Below are 15450 nucleotides of genomic sequence, written 5' to 3'. Positions count from 1 at the left end.
TGATAGTTTAATTACAAAACAGCAAAAAAATCGGCTGATACACTTTTAATTATTTTTTCCTTGAACAAAAATTGATAAAAAGATATAATTTGACAATAAAATAATTTAAATAGCTTTGTAAATGAAAAGGAGTGGATATGAATCATATTATTTATCAAGTTCAAGATGATCTAGCAATCATTACTTTAAATCGTCCAGAAGTGGCAAATGGTTTCCATATCCCAATGTGTGAAGAAATCTTAGAAGTTTTGAACCTAGCTGAAAAAGATGGAGCAGTTTCTTACATATTGATCAATGCCTTAGGAAAAGTATTTTCTGTCGGAGGCGATTTGGTAGAAATGAAACGTGCTGTCGATGAGGATGATATCGGATCTTTAGGAAAAATTGCTGAGCTTGTTAATACTATTTCTTTTAAAATAAAGCAAATTCCTAAACCTATCATTATGGAAGTTGACGGAGCTGTAGCAGGTGCCGCGGCCAACATGGCCTTGGCTGTTGATTTCTGTATTGCAACTGATAAAGCAAAATTTATTCAAGCCTTTGTTGGTGTTGGATTAGCGCCGGATGCTGGTGGTTTGTTTTTGCTAACAAGAGCACTCGGAGTTACTCGAGCAACTCAACTAGCTATGACAGGAGAAGCTTTTACAGCTGAGAAAGCCTTTGAAGCAGGAGCCGTTTATCGTGTTTGTACAAGTGATCAGTTAGAAAAAACAAGAAATCAATTGTTGAAGAAGTTGAAACGTGGATCATCTAACTCTTATGCAGCAATTAAAAAGCTAGTCTGGGAAAGTGAATTTAAACAATGGCAAGATTATGCTAGCTTGGAGTTGGAGTTACAAAAATCGTTGGCCTACACCGAAGACTTTAAAGAAGGAGTTCTGGCTCATTCGGAAAGACGACGTCCTAAGTTTTTAGGAAAATAAAAAACTTGCATAATCCTTTAAAGTTTGATATACTTCCATTATCAAATGCTTTGATTATAAAAGTTTTTTTGTGAAGGAGGGTTGAGAATTGGATTATAAACTAATCAATGAATACTTAACATCTATTTTTAATAATGTACTAGTCATTGAAGAAGTGAGTTTGAGAGGGAGTCGTTTTAAAGACATCTCTATCAAAGAAATGCATACGATTGATGTAATTGGCAATTTTTCAGATGTAACGCCAAGTTTTGTTTCTAAAGAATTAATGGTAACTCTTGGAACAGTAACAACTTGTTTGAATAATTTGGAGCGAAAAGGTTATATTGAAAGAATCCGATCAGACCAAGATCGTCGGGTTGTATATTTACATTTGACAAAGAAAGGTCGTTTGGTCCATCGTCTTCATAAACGTTTCCACAAAGCAATGGTGGAAAAAATTATTGATGGCATGAGTCCAGAAGAAATAGATGTTATGGGCAAAGGCTTGACTAATCTTTATCAATTTTTGGAGGATTTGAAATAATGGCTTTTGCAAAAATAAGCCAAGTAGCTCATTATGTTCCAGAGCAGATAATCGCTAATGATGATTTAGCTCAAGTTATGGATACAAGTGATGAGTGGATTTCCAGTCGGACAGGTATAAAACAAAGACATATTTCTAAGACAGAAACCACTAGTGATTTGTCTACAGAAGTTGCTAGACGTTTACTTAACCAAGCTGGACTTTTGGCAGAGCAACTAGACTTTATTATTGTTGCTACTGTAACACCGGATTCAATGGTACCTTCAACGGCTGCGCTAGTCCAAGCAAAAATTGGAGCTACTAAAGCTTTTGTTTTCGACTTGACGGCAGCTTGTAGTGGATTTATCTTTGCGCTATCAACTGGAGAGAAATTGATATCTTCGGGTCGTTATCAAAAAGGTATTGTTATTGGTGCTGAAACTTTATCGAAATCAGTGGATTGGTCTGACCGGTCAACAGCTGTTCTCTTTGGAGATGGGGCTGGTGGTGTTTTGTTAGAATCAGCTAAAACCAATCATTTTCTAGCGGAGAGTTTACATAGCGATGGTGCTAGAGGTGAGTGTTTGACTTACGGTGAAACACCTTTGACATCACCCTTTTCCGTTCAAAAAGAAGCAAGTGCTTTCTTAAAAATGGATGGTAGAGCAGTATTCGACTTTGCTATTCGAGATGTTTCCAAATCAATAAAAGAGACAATTGATTTGGGTCCTGTGTCGACAGATGACTTGGACTATCTCTTACTCCATCAGGCCAATGATCGTATCTTAGATAAAATGGCTAGAAAGATTGGGGTTAATCGTGATAAATTGCCTGCTAATATGACAAAGTATGGAAATACCAGTGCGGCAAGTATCCCGATTTTACTTTCTGAGTGTGTTGAAGAAGGCTTAATCCTTTTGGATGGAAGTCAAACGATTCTCATGGCAGGCTTCGGTGGAGGTTTGACATGGGGCACGCTCATTGTTACACTTTAGGTAATCATGTGGTGAACACATTTTTATAAAAAATATATATATTTAAAAGGAGTCTATCATGGCAGTATTTGAAAAAGTACAAGAAATTATCGTTGAGGAACTTGGAAAAGACGCATCAGAAGTAACACTTGAGTCTACTTTCGAGGATTTGGATGCAGATTCATTGGACTTGTTCCAAGTTATCTCAGAAATTGAAGATGCTTTTGACATCCAAATTGAAGCAGAAGATAGCTTGAAAACTGTAGGTGACTTGGTTGCTTACGTTGAAGAAAAAACAAAATAATTAACATAAACTAGGAAGGAGTAGGGGTAACCCACTCCCTCTTGTTTAGCTAATAGTTTGAAATTCAAAATATAGAACCTTCAAACTATTAGCTGAGCAATAAAATTGGAGGCAAAATGAAAACACGTATCACTGAACTATTGAATATTAAATATCCTATTTTTCAAGGTGGAATGGCTTGGGTTGCTGATGGTGACTTGGCTGGAGCTGTATCCAAGGCTGGTGGACTAGGAATTATAGGTGGTGGAAATGCACCTAAAGAAGTCGTTAAGGCAAATATCGATAAAATTAAATCACTGACAGACAAGCCTTTTGGTGTTAATATTATGCTCTTGTCTCCATTTGTTGAAGACATTGTAGACCTTGTGATTGAAGAAGGTGTTAAGGTTGTAACTACAGGTGCAGGGAACCCAAGCAAATACATGGAACGTTTCCATGATGCAGGGATTACAGTTATTCCTGTTGTGCCTAGTGTGGCACTGGCTAAACGTATGGAAAAGATTGGTGCAGATGCGGTTATTGCAGAAGGGATGGAAGCTGGAGGTCATATTGGTAAATTAACAACTATGACTTTAGTCCGCCAAGTTTCCGCAGCTGTGTCTATTCCAGTGATTGCTGCTGGTGGTATTGCAGATGGTGAAGGTGTTGCTGCTGGATTTATGTTAGGTGCAGAAGCTGTTCAAGTTGGGACACGTTTTGTAGTAGCTAAGGAATCAAATGCTCATCCAAATTATAAGGCTAAAATTTTAAAAGCTCGTGATATTGACACTACTGTTTCAGCACAGCACTTCGGACACGCAGTCCGTGCTATCAAAAATCAATTAACTCGTGATTTTGAACAGGCTGAAAAGAATGCTTTTAAACAGGAAAATCCTGATTTGGAAGTGTTTGAACAGATGGGTGCTGGAGCGCTAGCTAAGGCTGTCGTTCATGGAGATGTAGATAGTGGTTCGGTAATGGCGGGACAAATTGCAGGTCTCGTATCTAAGGAAGAGACTGTCGAAGAAATTCTTAAAGATCTCTATTATGGTGCAGCCAAAAAAATTCAAGAAGAAGCCTCTCGTTGGATAGGAGTTACAAGAAATGACTAAAACAGCCTTTTTGTTTGCTGGTCAAGGAGCCCAGTATCTTGGCATGGGAAAAGAGCTTTATGACCTCTACCCTGTTGTAAAGGAAACTATTGACAAGGCAAGTCAAGTTTTGGGCTATGACCTTCGTCAGCTCATTGATCAAGAAGAAAATAAGTTAAACCAAACCCGCTATACTCAGCCCGCTATTCTCGCTACATCAGTTGCTATCTATCGCTTGCTAGTCGAAAAAGGCTTGAAGCCTGATATGGTGGCTGGATTATCTTTGGGTGAGTATTCTGCTCTTGTAGCGAGTGGAGCTTTAGATTTTGAAGCGGCCATTGCCTTAGTTGCCAAGCGTGGAGCTTATATGGAAGAAGCTGCTCCTGCAGGTTCAGGCAAGATGGTAGCAGTCCTTAATACTCCAGTTGAAGTCATTGAACAAGTCTGTCAAAAGGCTTCAGAAATCGGAATTGTGACTCCTGCTAACTACAATACTCCAAATCAAATCGTTATTGGAGGTGAGATAGCTGCGGTAGATCGTGCAGTTGAACTCTTGCAAGAAGCTGGAGCTAAACGTTTGATTCCACTTAATGTGTCTGGTCCTTTTCATACTGCTTTGCTAGAACCTGCTAGTCAGAAATTAGCCGAGGTATTGACTGATGTTCAGTTTAGCGAGTTTAATTGTCCTTTAGTTGGCAATACAGAAGCTAAAATAATGGAAAAAGATAGAATAGTTGAACTTTTGACACGTCAGGTGAAGGAACCGGTTCGTTTTTATGAGAGTATTGCTCTTATGAAAGAAGCAGGAGTGACGAGATTTATCGAAGTCGGCCCAGGAAAAGTCTTATCAGGTTTTGTTAAAAAAATTGATAGAACGGCTGACTTAGCTAATGTGGAAGATCAAGCAAGTTTAGAAATACTTATTAATAACTAACTGAGATAGTGAAGTCCTGAAAGGAGAAACATGAAACTAGAAAATAAAAATGTCTTTATTACAGGCTCAAGCCGTGGAATCGGTCTTGCAATAGCTCATAAATTTGCTAGCATGGGTGCCAATGTAGTCTTGAATAGCCGTGGTCAAATCTCCGAGGAGCTCTTAGCTAGTTTTAAATCATACGGTGTTAAGGTCCTTGCTATCTCTGGAGATGTATCAGACTATACCGATGCCAAGAGAATGGTTGACCAAGCGATTGGAGAACTCGGATTTGTCGATGTTTTGGTCAATAATGCAGGAATCACCCAAGATACAATCATGCTAAAGATGACAGAAGAGGACTTTGAACGAGTGTTAAAAGTTAACCTGACGGGAGCCTTCAATATGACCCAATCTGTTTTGAAACAGATGATTAAAGCTCGAGAAGGTGCCATCATCAACATGTCCAGTGTTGTTGGTCTAATGGGGAATGTTGGTCAAGCAAACTATGCTGCTTCTAAGGCAGGCCTAATTGGATTTACTAAGTCTGTAGCGCGTGAAGTTGCTGGACGTAATGTTCGGGTAAACGCCATTGCACCAGGTATGATTGAGTCAGATATGACAGCTGTTTTAAGTGATAAGGTCAAGGATGCAATGTTGGCACAAATTCCAATGAAACAGTTTGGTCAAGCAGAACAAGTTGCAGATGTGGCAGTCTTTCTTGCAAGTCAAGATTATCTAACAGGACAAGTCATTGCTATTGATGGTGGACTAACCATGCAATAATCGTTAAAGTAGAGGTGAAATAATGAAATTAAATAGAGTAGTAGTAACTGGTTACGGATTAACATCTCCGATTGGCAATACACCGGAAGAATTCTGGAATAGTCTAAAAACTGGAAAGATTGGGATTGATAAGATTACCAAGTTTGAACACAGTGCTTTTGACGTCCATAATGCAGCAGAGATTAATGATTTTCCTTTTGACAAATATTTTGTAAAAAAAGATACCAATCGTTTCGATGATTATTCTTTGTATGCCTTGTATGCTGCTCAAGAAGCAGTTGGCCATGCTAATCTTGACGTAGAAGCACTTGATAAAGACCGCTTTGGTGTCATCGTTGCATCAGGTATCGGTGGAATCAGAGAAATCGAAGACCAAGTCCTTCGACTTCACGAAAAAGGGCCAAAACGTGTTAAACCATTAACACTTCCCAAAGCCTTGCCAAATATGGCTGCAGGAAATGTAGCTATGCGCTTTGGTGCCAATGGTATCTGTAAATCTATCAACACAGCTTGCGCTTCATCAAATGATGCTATCGGAGATGCCTTCCGTTCTATCAAATTTGGTTTCCAAGATATCATGTTAGTTGGAGGATCAGAAGCTTCTATTACTCCTTTTGCAATCGCTGGCTTCCAAGTGTTGACAGCCTTATCAACTACTGAAGACCCAACTCGTGCTTCTATCCCATTTGATAAGGATCGTAATGGATTTGTCATGGGTGAAGGTTCAGGTATGCTAGTATTAGAAAGTTTAGAACATGCTGAGAAGCGTGGAGCAACTATCTTGGCAGAGGTTGTTGGTTACGGAAATACCTGTGATGCTTATCATATGACAGCACCTCATCCAGAAGGTAAGGGAGCTATCAAGGCTATCAAACTTGCCTTAGAAGAAGCAGGAATCAGTCCAGACCAGGTTGGTTATGTCAACGCACATGGCACCTCAACTCCAGCTAATGAAAAAGGAGAAAGTGGTGCTATTGTGGCTGTTTTAGGCAAAGAAGTTCCAGTATCATCAACTAAATCTTTTACTGGTCACTTGCTTGGGGCTGCAGGTGCAGTTGAAGCTATTGCTACGATTGAAGCAATGCGAAATAGTTATGTACCTATGACTGCAGGAACAACAGAATTATCTGACTATATTGAAGCAAATGTTATCTTTGGGCAAGGTTTGGAACGTGAGATTCCATATGCTATTTCAAATACTTTTGGATTTGGTGGACACAATGCAGTCCTTGCATTCAAACGTTGGGAGAATAAGTAAAGATGAATCTAAATGAAATCAAAGATTTGATGGCTCGATTTGACCAATCAAGTTTGAGAGAATTTTCTTATAAAAATGGAAGGGACGAATTGCAGTTCAGTAAGAATGAAGCAAGAATGGTTTCAGAATTTGCTCAGCCAGTTCAAACAGTTCATTCCCATCAGCCGATTGAAGCGATTGCCAAAGAACAATCAATAGAATCTGTTGCTACTAATTCAACACCAATAGCAGAAGAAACTCAAGTAGAATCAACAGTTGAGTATCAAGAAGCTGAAGGTGATCTTGTAGAGAGTCCCCTTGTTGGGGTAGCTTACTTGGCTGCTGGACCAGATAAACCATATTTTGTGAGTGTTGGAGATACTGTTAAAAAAGGCCAAACCTTGGTCATCATTGAAGCTATGAAGGTTATGAACGAAATTCCAGCACCTAAAGACGGTGTCGTAACAGAAATTCTTGTTGAAAATGAAGAAATGGTTGAGTTTGGGAAAGGCTTGGTACGTATCAAATGATTGATATTCAAGGAATTAAAGAAGCTTTGCCCCACCGCTATCCCATGCTCTTAGTTGATCGTGTTTTGGAAGTCAGTGAAGATACAATCGTTGCTATTAAAAATGTAACGATTAATGAACCTTTCTTCAACGGACACTTTCCAGCCTACCCTGTAATGCCAGGGGTACTGATCATGGAAGCCTTGGCACAAACAGCAGGCGTTTTAGAATTATCAAAACCTGAGAACAAAGGGAAACTCGTCTTCTATGCGGGTATGGACAAGGTCAAATTTAAGAAGCAAGTTGTACCTGGTGATCAATTAGTCATGACCGCTACATTTGTCAAACGTCGTGGTACAATCGCAGTAGTAGAAGCGAAGGCAGAAGTAGATGGTAAGCTAGCAGCAAGTGGAACCCTAACCTTTGCAATTGGAAACTAGGAGGTTATCCATGTTTCGAAAGATTTTAATTGCTAATCGTGGAGAAATCGCAGTTCGAATTATTCGAGCGGCAAGAGAGCTGGGAATTGCAACAGTTGCTGTTTATTCAACTGCTGATAAAGAAGCTCTACACACACTTTTAGCTGATGAGGCTATTTGTATCGGTCCTGGTAAGGCAACAGAGTCTTATCTAAATATTAATGCTATTTTATCTGCTGCAGTTTTAACCGAGGCAGAAGCTATTCACCCTGGATTTGGTTTTTTAAGTGAAAATTCCAAATTTGCAACTATGTGTGAAGAAGTCGGTATCAAATTTATTGGTCCTTCAGCTCGTGTAATGGATGTCATGGGGGATAAAATTAACGCCCGTGCTCAAATGATTAAGGCTAATGTACCCGTCATTCCTGGTTCAGATGGAGAAGTCCATACTGCAGAAGAGGCCTTGGCTATTGCAGAAAAAATTGGTTATCCTGTCATGCTGAAAGCTTCAGCTGGAGGTGGTGGTAAAGGAATTCGTAAGGTTGAAAAGGCAGACGATCTCGTATCAGCCTTTGAAACAGCCTCTAGTGAAGCCAAAGCAAACTTTGGTAATGGTGCTATGTACCTAGAGCGCGTGATTTATCCTGCCCGCCATATTGAAGTACAGATTCTTGCTGATCAAATGGGACATGTTATTCACCTAGGTGAGCGTGATTGTTCGCTTCAGCGGAATAACCAAAAGGTTTTAGAAGAAAGCCCTTCTATTGCGATTGGTAAGACACTCCGTAATGAAATAGGTGCTGCAGCAGTCCGTGCGGCGGAATCTGTTGGTTATGAAAATGCTGGGACCATTGAATTCTTACTAGATGAAGCAACTGGTAAATTCTACTTTATGGAGATGAATACTCGTATCCAAGTAGAACATCCTGTCACAGAATTTGTTTCTGGTGTGGATATTGTCAAGGAACAAATCCGTATCGCGGCTGGTCATCCCTTGACGTTAAAGCAAGAAGACATTGTTCTAAAAGGACATGCCATTGAGTGTCGTATCAATGCAGAAAACCCAGCTTTTAATTTTGCACCTAGTCCAGGTAAGATAAAAAATCTTTATCTTCCTAGTGGTGGTGTAGGCTTGAGAGTAGATTCGGCAGTTTATCCAGGCTATACTATTCCACCTTACTATGATAGTATGATTGCTAAAGTCATTGTTCATGGTGAAAATCGTTTTGATGCACTGATGAAAATGCAACGTGCTCTATGTGAGCTTGAAATTGAAGGTGTGGAGACTAATACTAATTTTCAATTGGATTTGATTTCAGATAGTCGTGTAATTGCAGGAGATTATGATACCTCCTTCTTGATGGAAACCTTCTTACCAAATTATCAAGCTAAAAAATAAGTATTCTAGAGTATGAGACTGAAAAGGGGGATGTATGGCTCTATTTAGTAAAAAAGATAAATATATTCGAATTACACCTAATCGTACGCAAAAAAAGCAAGCTAAACCAGTAGTGCCAGATGAACTGTTTTCTAAGTGTCCAGCTTGTAAACACACTATCTATCAAAAAGATTTGGGAAGTGAGCGTATCTGTCCCCACTGCAGCTATACTTTCCGTATTTCTGCTCAAGAACGGTTGGATTTAACAGTTGAACCCAATAGTTTTGTAGAGATGTTTACTGGAATTGAAACTAAAGACCCTTTGAAATTCCCTGATTATCGTAAAAAATTAGCCCAAATTCGTCAGGAAACAGGGCTAGATGAGGCTGTTGTTACAGGAACTGCTTTGATTAAGGGTGAAAAAGTTGCTCTTGGAATCATGGATTCCAACTTTATTATGGCATCTATGGGAACAGTTGTTGGTGAAAAAATCACTCGTTTGTTTGAATTTGCAACTCTTGAGGAATTACCTGTCGTTCTCTTTACAGCATCTGGTGGAGCTCGTATGCAAGAAGGTATTATGAGCTTAATGCAAATGGCCAAGGTTTCTGCTGCTGTGAAACGTCATTCTAAGGCAGGTCTCTTTTATCTGACCATTCTTACTGATCCTACAACAGGAGGTGTAACGGCTTCTTTTGCCATGGAGGGAGATATCATCTTAGCAGAACCTCAAAGTTTAGTTGGTTTTGCCGGTCGCCGAGTTATTGAAAACACGGTGAGAGAAGATTTGCCAGAGGATTTCCAGAAGGCAGAATTTCTCCTGGAACATGGTTTTGTGGATGCGATTGTTAGACGAAGAGAACTACCAGATATGATCTCTCGATTAGTGAGACTACATGGGAGGAGTCACAGATGAAGATTGCAAAAATTGTCAGAAAAGCACGTGAACAAAGTAGATTAACTGCTCTGGATTTTGCAGTGGGAATCTTCGATGACTTTATTGAATTACATGGGGATCGCTCTTTTAGAGACGATGGTGCTATTATCGGTGGAATCGGTTGGTTAGGTCGCCAAGCAGTAACCGTAGTAGGCATACAAAAAGGTAAAAGTTTACAAGATAATCTCAACCGTAACTTTGGACAACCTCATCCTGAAGGATATCGAAAAGCCCTTCGCTTGATGAAACAGGCTGAAAAATTTGGCCGTCCAATTGTGACATTTATCAATACTGCGGGTGCCTATCCCGGAGTAGGAGCAGAAGAACGTGGACAAGGAGAAGCGATTGCTCGAAATCTCATGGAAATGAGTGATCTTAAGGTCCCTATCATCGCAATTATAATCGGTGAAGGTGGATCTGGTGGAGCTCTTGCACTTGCAGTAGCTGACCGAGTTTGGATGCTGGAAAATTCCATCTATGCAGTTCTCAGTCCTGAAGGCTTTGCCTCTATCCTTTGGAAAGATGGCAGTCGTGCTATGGAAGCAGCAGAACTAATGAAAATTACATCTCATGAACTCTTAGAGATGGAAGTTGTCGATAAGGTTATTTCAGAAAGTGGTCTCACTAGTAAAGACTTATTAGCTCATGTAAAAAATGAACTAGAGCTAGAAGTGGAGAGATTAAAATCTATTCCTTTAGAGAAGCTATTGGAAGAACGATACCAACGCTTTAGAAAATATTAAAAAGAAAGCTAGAACTAGGAAAAAGTTCTAGCTTTTATTGCGACAAGAAATACTGAAATTTCAGAATAAAAAATTGACTTTAAGGAAAACAACTGTTAACATAATAAAAGATATATATGCTATGAAAATAAGTTAACAAAGATTGTTAGGAGTGAGTATGAAAAAACTAGGCCAATTAGGAATCTATACATTACTGGTATTTCTATCAATTTATCTACTAGACTACAGTAGTCTCTATCTGGCTAAGCTATTTGTCTGGGGTATGGATGGCTATTCTATTATTGTAGCAGTAGAGCAACTAGCTCTTTTAGGACTAGTTATCTATTGGCTTAAAAGGAAAAAAATGTTCTATATTTTTGAGAAAAAGGGTTCGAAGAAATCCAGATTCTTTTACCTTTTAGTTAGTCTAGTGGCTACTTATTTTATCCGTCAGTTCTTAAGTGCTTTTTACTTACAGTTTAGTCACTTCATTAATAATCACTATATCTTTGAAGACCTTCTTTCAGTCATTTCCATCAGTGGGGAATCTACTATTTTAACGACTTGCTTCTCTTTTGTTTCAGTTGTCATTTTGGGACCTATATTGGAGGAGATTGTTCATAGAGGCTATTTTATGAATACCTTCTTCCCTAAGTCCAAGTATTACTTGGATGTTATCTTATCAGCTCTGATATTTGGGTTCAGTCATTTGGTATTGTCTCATCGTGACCCTATCAGTTTGATGGTTTATAGTTTTTCCGGTCTTTTCTTTGCCCTAGTCTACCGCTGGACAAAGAATCTAAAAATCACAATCCTGTGCCATATTTTTATTAACTTTCTCATTCATGCAGATTTCATCTGGTTGTTGCTTTCTAATTTAATCTATGATCGTTTTTTTAGATAGAGTGAAGCAAAGAAAAAGTGTTTGACATTTGTCAAACACTTTTTCTTGTATTTAATTTTTTTCTGTTACAAATTGACTGAGGAGTCCGTTGATAAAACGGGCAGATTTTTGATCTGAAAAATTCTTAGCAAGCTCTATAGCTTCATTAACGGCCACGAGTTGAGGAGTATCAAAGGAAGTGATTTCAAAAACTCCTAAACGTAGAATACTTTTTTCAACCAAGGTTAAACGATCAATTGTCCAACCTGTTTTCAAATGCTGAGTAATTTGTTTATCTAAATCCTCTTTTTGAGCTTGAACACCCGATACTAGATCTGTAAGAAAGCTAGGGAGTTTTACCTCTTCGTCTTCACGATCATGAGTGTAGGCAAAGCGACAAGCTGTCTCTAAATCAGAACCAAATTCAAGACTCATAAGTGCTTGGAAAGCACATTTACGTAGTTCGCGTCTAGATTCTAATAATGGACTAGTCATTGAGGAAGTCCTCATCAAACAAATCTGTTAATGCTGGTTTTGGTGTTTTATCTGGCGCAATACCAGCAACGTGAATGTTGACAGCAGAGATTTCGACATCTGCCATATTACGAACCGCATCCTTAACGGCTTTTTGGATAGCCATTGCTACCTTAGGTACCTTAACACCATACTCAAGGTAGAGATAGATATCAGCTGTCAATTCTTCGTTAGATTCTTTTAGATATACACCGCGACCAAGTGAGAGTTTTGAAATAGTATCAGATACTGATTTATTTGAGAAAGAGTGGACTCCTTCTACTTTGGCAGTAGCAATAGCGATGATTTTTTCAAGTACACGTGGGGCGATAACGATTTCGCCTAGTTGTTCTTCAATTCCCATAGAATGACCTCTTTCTATAGATTAAGCGCGAGAAACGTAAGTTCCTTCAGCAGTGTTAATCACAAGTTTTTGTCCAGCTTCGATAAAGTCAGGAACGTTCACGACAAGACCAGTTTCCATAGTTGCTGGTTTACCAGAACCTGTAACAGTCGCACCTTTAATAGATGGTTGAGTTTCAGCAACTGTCAATTCAACAGTTGTAGGTACTGTTACACCGATTACTTCAGTTCCGTAGAATTGGATTTTAACATCAGAGTTTTCAAGGATATAAAGCAATTCGTTTTCAACGTTAGCAACAGGAATTTCATACTGGTCGTATGTTTCAGTATTCATAAAGTAAGCTGTTCCATCCATTTTGTACAAGTATTGTGCTGGCACAGTTTCGATAATCGCTTGTTCAAATTTTTCCTCTGGACGGTAGCTTGTTTCAAAAGTAGAACCAGTGCGGACATCACGCAATTTCATACGCATGATAGTGTTTCCTTTACCTGGTTTGTGGTGGCTAGCTTCCAAAACGCGGATCAATTTTCCGTCAGCTGTTTCAAAGGTCATACCAGCCTTTAGTTTACTTGCTTCAATCATGTTTATACCTCTTTTATAAATAGTTTACTCTTTATTGTATCATAATAGCCCAGAATTCTCAAATGTCAGAGAAGAAGAACTAGTTGACGGGTACAATATCCCCATTTTCATTTCTGGTTACCAAGACATATTTACCATCCACTTCGATGTAAAAGTTTTTATTTGCAGTTTGTTCTGAATTGGTTGATTGTTCAGGTTTAGTGGTTTCTTCTGCAGAACTTGTTACTTCTTGATGAGTAGGTTCCACTGAGTTACTTGCTTGTTCGGGGATAATAGTCTGTTCAGGATTAACAGATTGTACTGGGCTAGCAACTTGTTCAGGATTTGCAGTTTGTACGGGAGTAACAGCTTGGTTTGGATCAGCGGGTTGTACCGGAGTATAGCTTTGATTTGGATTCATAGGTTGGGCCTGTTGGTTGATTTGACCACCGAGGGTTTGTCCTAGGTTCATTCCCATAATCATGTTCATACCATTGCCATTGCCTTCATTATTGGCAGCCGCAATGAGAGCTTCGTTACGAGCACGACGTTCTTCAATCTCAATCGTGTTGTATTTCATGGCAACTAGTTCGCTATCAAGTTTGCGAACAATTTCAAGACTTTCTTGGTCATAACTCAAGTCTTCAAGAAGGATATTGGTTGCTTCAATACCGTAAAGACCAGTCCATACCTTGTTGACTTCTTGTTTAGCAAGTTCATTGAAAGTATCTTGGTTGGCATTGAGGCTATAGATATCAACTCTGTTTTCATTGGTATACTTAGCGATAGCAATTGCGATTTTTGGAGAGATATTTTGTCGAAGTGTTCCTTGAGCAATATCTTGGATTGTAAATGGTTTATGATCTTCAATTTGTTGGCTGATAGAGCTGACATAGAAAAGTACAGGATCAGCAACCTTGATATCAAATAATCCGTAAAAACGAATGTTGAGTAATTGTTGGTAACGTTCACTGAAATACTCTACAGCATTTTGGGTACCAAATTTATTCCCTGCAATTGGTTGCATACGGATAAAGATGATTTCTTGTCGAGTAATGACTTGTCCACCAAAAGAGAAGCGGTTTTTGAAGTTTTCCCAAGTACCCTTGATTCCACCTTTTTCAAGGAGCCAAGCGTTATCACCTGCACGCCATTCATGGCTTCCGGCTTCAAGTACATCCCCTAGGAAGGTACCGTTATTGACAAGAACAGCAACATATCCTTGAGGGACAATAACAACAGAACCGTCTGTTAAAAGACCAGTATTTTGGTTGCTTTGTCTTGAACTACCGTCAGGATCTTTTGTAAGCAATTGTCCCTTGATGGCCATGACGTCTGAAGAGACATGGTCTGGAAGTACAACGGCTTCCTTGAATTTGCTATCATTAAAACTATTTAGCCCAGCTGAAAGGGCAGCACGAATAAATCCCATAATTTCCTCCTAATTATAAAGTTCGTCTTCATCCACAACTTCATAGGTATCAAGAACCCATTGATTTGGACTACGTGTGAGTTCAGCTCCGCAATAATCACATTGACTTATAGCTGAGATTCTAAGTGGAGCACCACAGTTTGGACAGTGGTCGCTAACAGCTTCATCTTGAACATTGTTTTCAGTTTGGCTACCATGTTTGCGGATGAAGTTCATTTGATAAACTGTAAATAGATCTTGTTGAGGATCTCCTTCGATAACCTTACGAGTCTTATCTTCGATGACATAGTCTCTCAAGGTAGACGATAAGATAACGACCAAAGTATCGTTTCCATCTGGATTACTAATAAAATCTTTGATTCTAACATTTTCAACATAGACACGTTCCAAAACATTAGTTGTTTGGGATTGTATATGTTCTTCAAGTTGAGAACTGTGTTGTGAATAGAGACTAGCACTTTCAAGAGATCGAACCAAATTCCAATCTTTTTTAGTCCAAGCAGCCTGCAACTGGATATAGACTTCTTTAACCCAAGAAGTGAAGGTAGAGGCATCAAAGTTTGGATCATAATATCTAAGACGATCAATAGCTTGGTTATTGTTTTCAACTCGACGATGTACAGGTGGCACAGGGACATGTTTCACAGGTGTTGGCCTACGATATGGCTTGTGATACGAGTCTTGACTATTAAAATATTTGATAAGAATTACTATGAGATAGATAATGATAATGATAATTATCACACCATTCATTCCAGGACCAAAGGAACTAGAACTATAGGAACTATCACTCGAACTATAACTGCTTCTGTAGGAAGAGCTACCACCTGATCGACTTCCGCTACTACTTGAACTCGATCGAGATCGAGAGCTGGAGCTGGAACTGGAGCTACTTCGGCTACTACTACCACTTCGAGAATGGCCAACACCAGCATCAATGGATTGCATTGGGGTCACAAGCAGAAGTAGTAGGAAAGTAGCGATAAGAGTATATATCTTTTTCATATGTCTCCTAACTATGTG

General features: G+C 39.1%; 19 protein-coding genes. 14 read left to right on the top strand and 5 right to left on the bottom strand.

The features are described 5' to 3' along the window. Positions 1-137 precede the first annotated feature (137 nt). The 14 genes from QM847_RS04695 to QM847_RS04630 all read left to right on the top strand — a co-directional run bounded on the left by QM847_RS04695 (position 138) and on the right by QM847_RS04630 (position 11578). Entirely contained in the window at positions 138-923 is a 786-nt protein-coding gene (locus QM847_RS04695) for an enoyl-CoA hydratase (protein ID WP_414354177.1), read from the top strand. Between the two features lie 88 nt (positions 924-1011). Then, positions 1012-1446 carry a MarR family winged helix-turn-helix transcriptional regulator gene (locus QM847_RS04690; protein WP_414354175.1) on the top strand — a complete coding sequence of 145 codons (435 nt, stop codon included), beginning with the start codon at positions 1012-1014 and terminating at the stop codon, positions 1444-1446. After that, positions 1446-2420 carry a beta-ketoacyl-ACP synthase III gene (locus QM847_RS04685; protein ID WP_414354173.1) on the top strand — a complete coding sequence of 325 codons (975 nt, stop codon included), beginning with the start codon at positions 1446-1448 and terminating at the stop codon, positions 2418-2420. The genes QM847_RS04690 and QM847_RS04685 overlap by 1 nt, the downstream gene beginning before the upstream one ends. A 58-nt stretch (positions 2421-2478) precedes the next feature. Continuing rightward, on the top strand, positions 2479-2703 hold the full coding sequence (locus tag QM847_RS04680) for an acyl carrier protein (RefSeq protein ID WP_075566388.1): 225 nt from the start codon (positions 2479-2481) through the stop codon (positions 2701-2703). Between the two features lie 116 nt (positions 2704-2819). After that, the gene (gene fabK, locus QM847_RS04675) at positions 2820-3794 is read left to right on the top strand and encodes an enoyl-[acyl-carrier-protein] reductase FabK (protein ID WP_414354171.1); all 975 of its coding nucleotides are present in this window, start codon (positions 2820-2822) and stop codon (positions 3792-3794) included. After that, positions 3787-4707, top strand: coding sequence for an ACP S-malonyltransferase (gene fabD / locus QM847_RS04670; RefSeq protein ID WP_414354170.1), 921 nt, complete (start codon positions 3787-3789; stop codon positions 4705-4707). The genes fabK and fabD overlap by 8 nt, the downstream gene beginning before the upstream one ends. A 30-nt stretch (positions 4708-4737) precedes the next feature. After that, positions 4738-5472 (top strand): 3-oxoacyl-[acyl-carrier-protein] reductase, encoded by a 735-nt coding sequence (fabG, locus tag QM847_RS04665; RefSeq protein WP_414354168.1) that lies wholly within the window; start codon positions 4738-4740, stop codon positions 5470-5472. A gap of 22 nt (positions 5473-5494) precedes the next feature. Further along, complete coding sequence (gene fabF / locus QM847_RS04660; protein ID WP_414354166.1) at positions 5495-6730, top strand: beta-ketoacyl-ACP synthase II; 1236 nt, start codon at positions 5495-5497, stop codon at positions 6728-6730. A 2-nt stretch (positions 6731-6732) separates the two neighbouring features. Continuing rightward, the gene (gene accB, locus QM847_RS04655; protein WP_269797224.1) at positions 6733-7239 is read left to right on the top strand and encodes an acetyl-CoA carboxylase biotin carboxyl carrier protein; all 507 of its coding nucleotides are present in this window, start codon (positions 6733-6735) and stop codon (positions 7237-7239) included. Further along, complete coding sequence (gene fabZ, locus QM847_RS04650) at positions 7236-7658, top strand: 3-hydroxyacyl-ACP dehydratase FabZ (protein ID WP_006145014.1); 423 nt, start codon at positions 7236-7238, stop codon at positions 7656-7658. Before accB ends, fabZ begins: the two co-directional genes overlap by 4 nt. 10 nt (positions 7659-7668) lie before the next feature. Next, positions 7669-9036, top strand: a complete 1368-nt coding sequence (gene accC / locus QM847_RS04645) for an acetyl-CoA carboxylase biotin carboxylase subunit (RefSeq protein WP_414354164.1) — start codon at positions 7669-7671, stop codon at positions 9034-9036. Positions 9037-9070: 34 nt separating this feature from the next. Next, complete coding sequence (gene accD / locus QM847_RS04640; protein WP_414354162.1) at positions 9071-9931, top strand: acetyl-CoA carboxylase, carboxyltransferase subunit beta; 861 nt, start codon at positions 9071-9073, stop codon at positions 9929-9931. Next, positions 9928-10695 (top strand): acetyl-CoA carboxylase carboxyl transferase subunit alpha, encoded by a 768-nt coding sequence (locus QM847_RS04635; protein WP_414354161.1) that lies wholly within the window; start codon positions 9928-9930, stop codon positions 10693-10695. The genes accD and QM847_RS04635 overlap by 4 nt, the downstream gene beginning before the upstream one ends. 157 nt (positions 10696-10852) lie before the next feature. Beyond that, a complete protein-coding gene (locus QM847_RS04630; protein ID WP_414354159.1) occupies positions 10853-11578 on the top strand; it encodes a lysostaphin resistance A-like protein in 726 nt (241 codons plus the stop codon). Positions 11579-11629: 51 nt separating this feature from the next. Here QM847_RS04630 and nusB read toward each other — a convergent pair whose 3' ends face one another. The 5 genes from nusB to QM847_RS04605 all read right to left on the bottom strand — a co-directional run bounded on the left by nusB (position 11630) and on the right by QM847_RS04605 (position 15432). Then, complete coding sequence (gene nusB, locus QM847_RS04625; protein WP_414354157.1) at positions 11630-12052, bottom strand: transcription antitermination factor NusB; 423 nt, start codon at positions 12050-12052, stop codon at positions 11630-11632. After that, positions 12045-12434: an Asp23/Gls24 family envelope stress response protein gene (locus tag QM847_RS04620; protein WP_414354155.1), complete on the bottom strand. Its 390-nt coding sequence runs from the start codon at positions 12432-12434 to the stop codon at positions 12045-12047. The genes nusB and QM847_RS04620 overlap by 8 nt, the downstream gene beginning before the upstream one ends. 21 nt (positions 12435-12455) lie before the next feature. Continuing rightward, positions 12456-13016: an elongation factor P gene (efp, locus tag QM847_RS04615; RefSeq protein WP_269797218.1), complete on the bottom strand. Its 561-nt coding sequence runs from the start codon at positions 13014-13016 to the stop codon at positions 12456-12458. 79 nt (positions 13017-13095) lie between these two features. Continuing rightward, positions 13096-14427, bottom strand: a complete 1332-nt coding sequence (locus QM847_RS04610; RefSeq protein WP_414354153.1) for an SPFH domain-containing protein — start codon at positions 14425-14427, stop codon at positions 13096-13098. A gap of 9 nt (positions 14428-14436) precedes the next feature. Continuing rightward, positions 14437-15432, bottom strand: coding sequence for a zinc-ribbon domain-containing transport protein (locus QM847_RS04605; RefSeq protein ID WP_414354152.1), 996 nt, complete (start codon positions 15430-15432; stop codon positions 14437-14439). Positions 15433-15450: the final 18 nt, after the last annotated feature.

It is taken from the genome of Streptococcus timonensis (assembly GCF_047463455.1).
GTDB classification, from domain to species: Bacteria; Bacillota; Bacilli; order Lactobacillales; family Streptococcaceae; genus Streptococcus; species Streptococcus timonensis_B.
Note: the sequence above shows the minus strand (reverse complement) of the source record. Positions and strands in the feature narration are given on the sequence as shown.

Coding starts and splice junctions, on each gene's coding strand:
- QM847_RS04695 (WP_414354177.1), top strand. CDS start 138: ATGAATCATATTATTTATCAAGTTCAAGATGATCTAGCAATCATTACT.
- QM847_RS04685 (WP_414354173.1), top strand. CDS start 1,446: ATGGCTTTTGCAAAAATAAGCCAAGTAGCTCATTATGTTCCAGAGCAG.
- QM847_RS04680 (WP_075566388.1), top strand. CDS start 2,479: ATGGCAGTATTTGAAAAAGTACAAGAAATTATCGTTGAGGAACTTGGA.
- fabK (WP_414354171.1), top strand. CDS start 2,820: ATGAAAACACGTATCACTGAACTATTGAATATTAAATATCCTATTTTT.
- fabD (WP_414354170.1), top strand. CDS start 3,787: ATGACTAAAACAGCCTTTTTGTTTGCTGGTCAAGGAGCCCAGTATCTT.
- fabG (WP_414354168.1), top strand. CDS start 4,738: ATGAAACTAGAAAATAAAAATGTCTTTATTACAGGCTCAAGCCGTGGA.
- fabF (WP_414354166.1), top strand. CDS start 5,495: ATGAAATTAAATAGAGTAGTAGTAACTGGTTACGGATTAACATCTCCG.
- accB (WP_269797224.1), top strand. CDS start 6,733: ATGAATCTAAATGAAATCAAAGATTTGATGGCTCGATTTGACCAATCA.
- fabZ (WP_006145014.1), top strand. CDS start 7,236: ATGATTGATATTCAAGGAATTAAAGAAGCTTTGCCCCACCGCTATCCC.
- accC (WP_414354164.1), top strand. CDS start 7,669: ATGTTTCGAAAGATTTTAATTGCTAATCGTGGAGAAATCGCAGTTCGA.
- accD (WP_414354162.1), top strand. CDS start 9,071: ATGGCTCTATTTAGTAAAAAAGATAAATATATTCGAATTACACCTAAT.
- QM847_RS04635 (WP_414354161.1), top strand. CDS start 9,928: ATGAAGATTGCAAAAATTGTCAGAAAAGCACGTGAACAAAGTAGATTA.
- QM847_RS04630 (WP_414354159.1), top strand. CDS start 10,853: ATGAAAAAACTAGGCCAATTAGGAATCTATACATTACTGGTATTTCTA.
- nusB (WP_414354157.1), bottom strand. CDS start 12,052: ATGACTAGTCCATTATTAGAATCTAGACGCGAACTACGTAAATGTGCT.
- QM847_RS04620 (WP_414354155.1), bottom strand. CDS start 12,434: ATGGGAATTGAAGAACAACTAGGCGAAATCGTTATCGCCCCACGTGTA.
- efp (WP_269797218.1), bottom strand. CDS start 13,016: ATGATTGAAGCAAGTAAACTAAAGGCTGGTATGACCTTTGAAACAGCT.
- QM847_RS04610 (WP_414354153.1), bottom strand. CDS start 14,427: ATGGGATTTATTCGTGCTGCCCTTTCAGCTGGGCTAAATAGTTTTAAT.
- QM847_RS04605 (WP_414354152.1), bottom strand. CDS start 15,432: ATGAAAAAGATATATACTCTTATCGCTACTTTCCTACTACTTCTGCTT.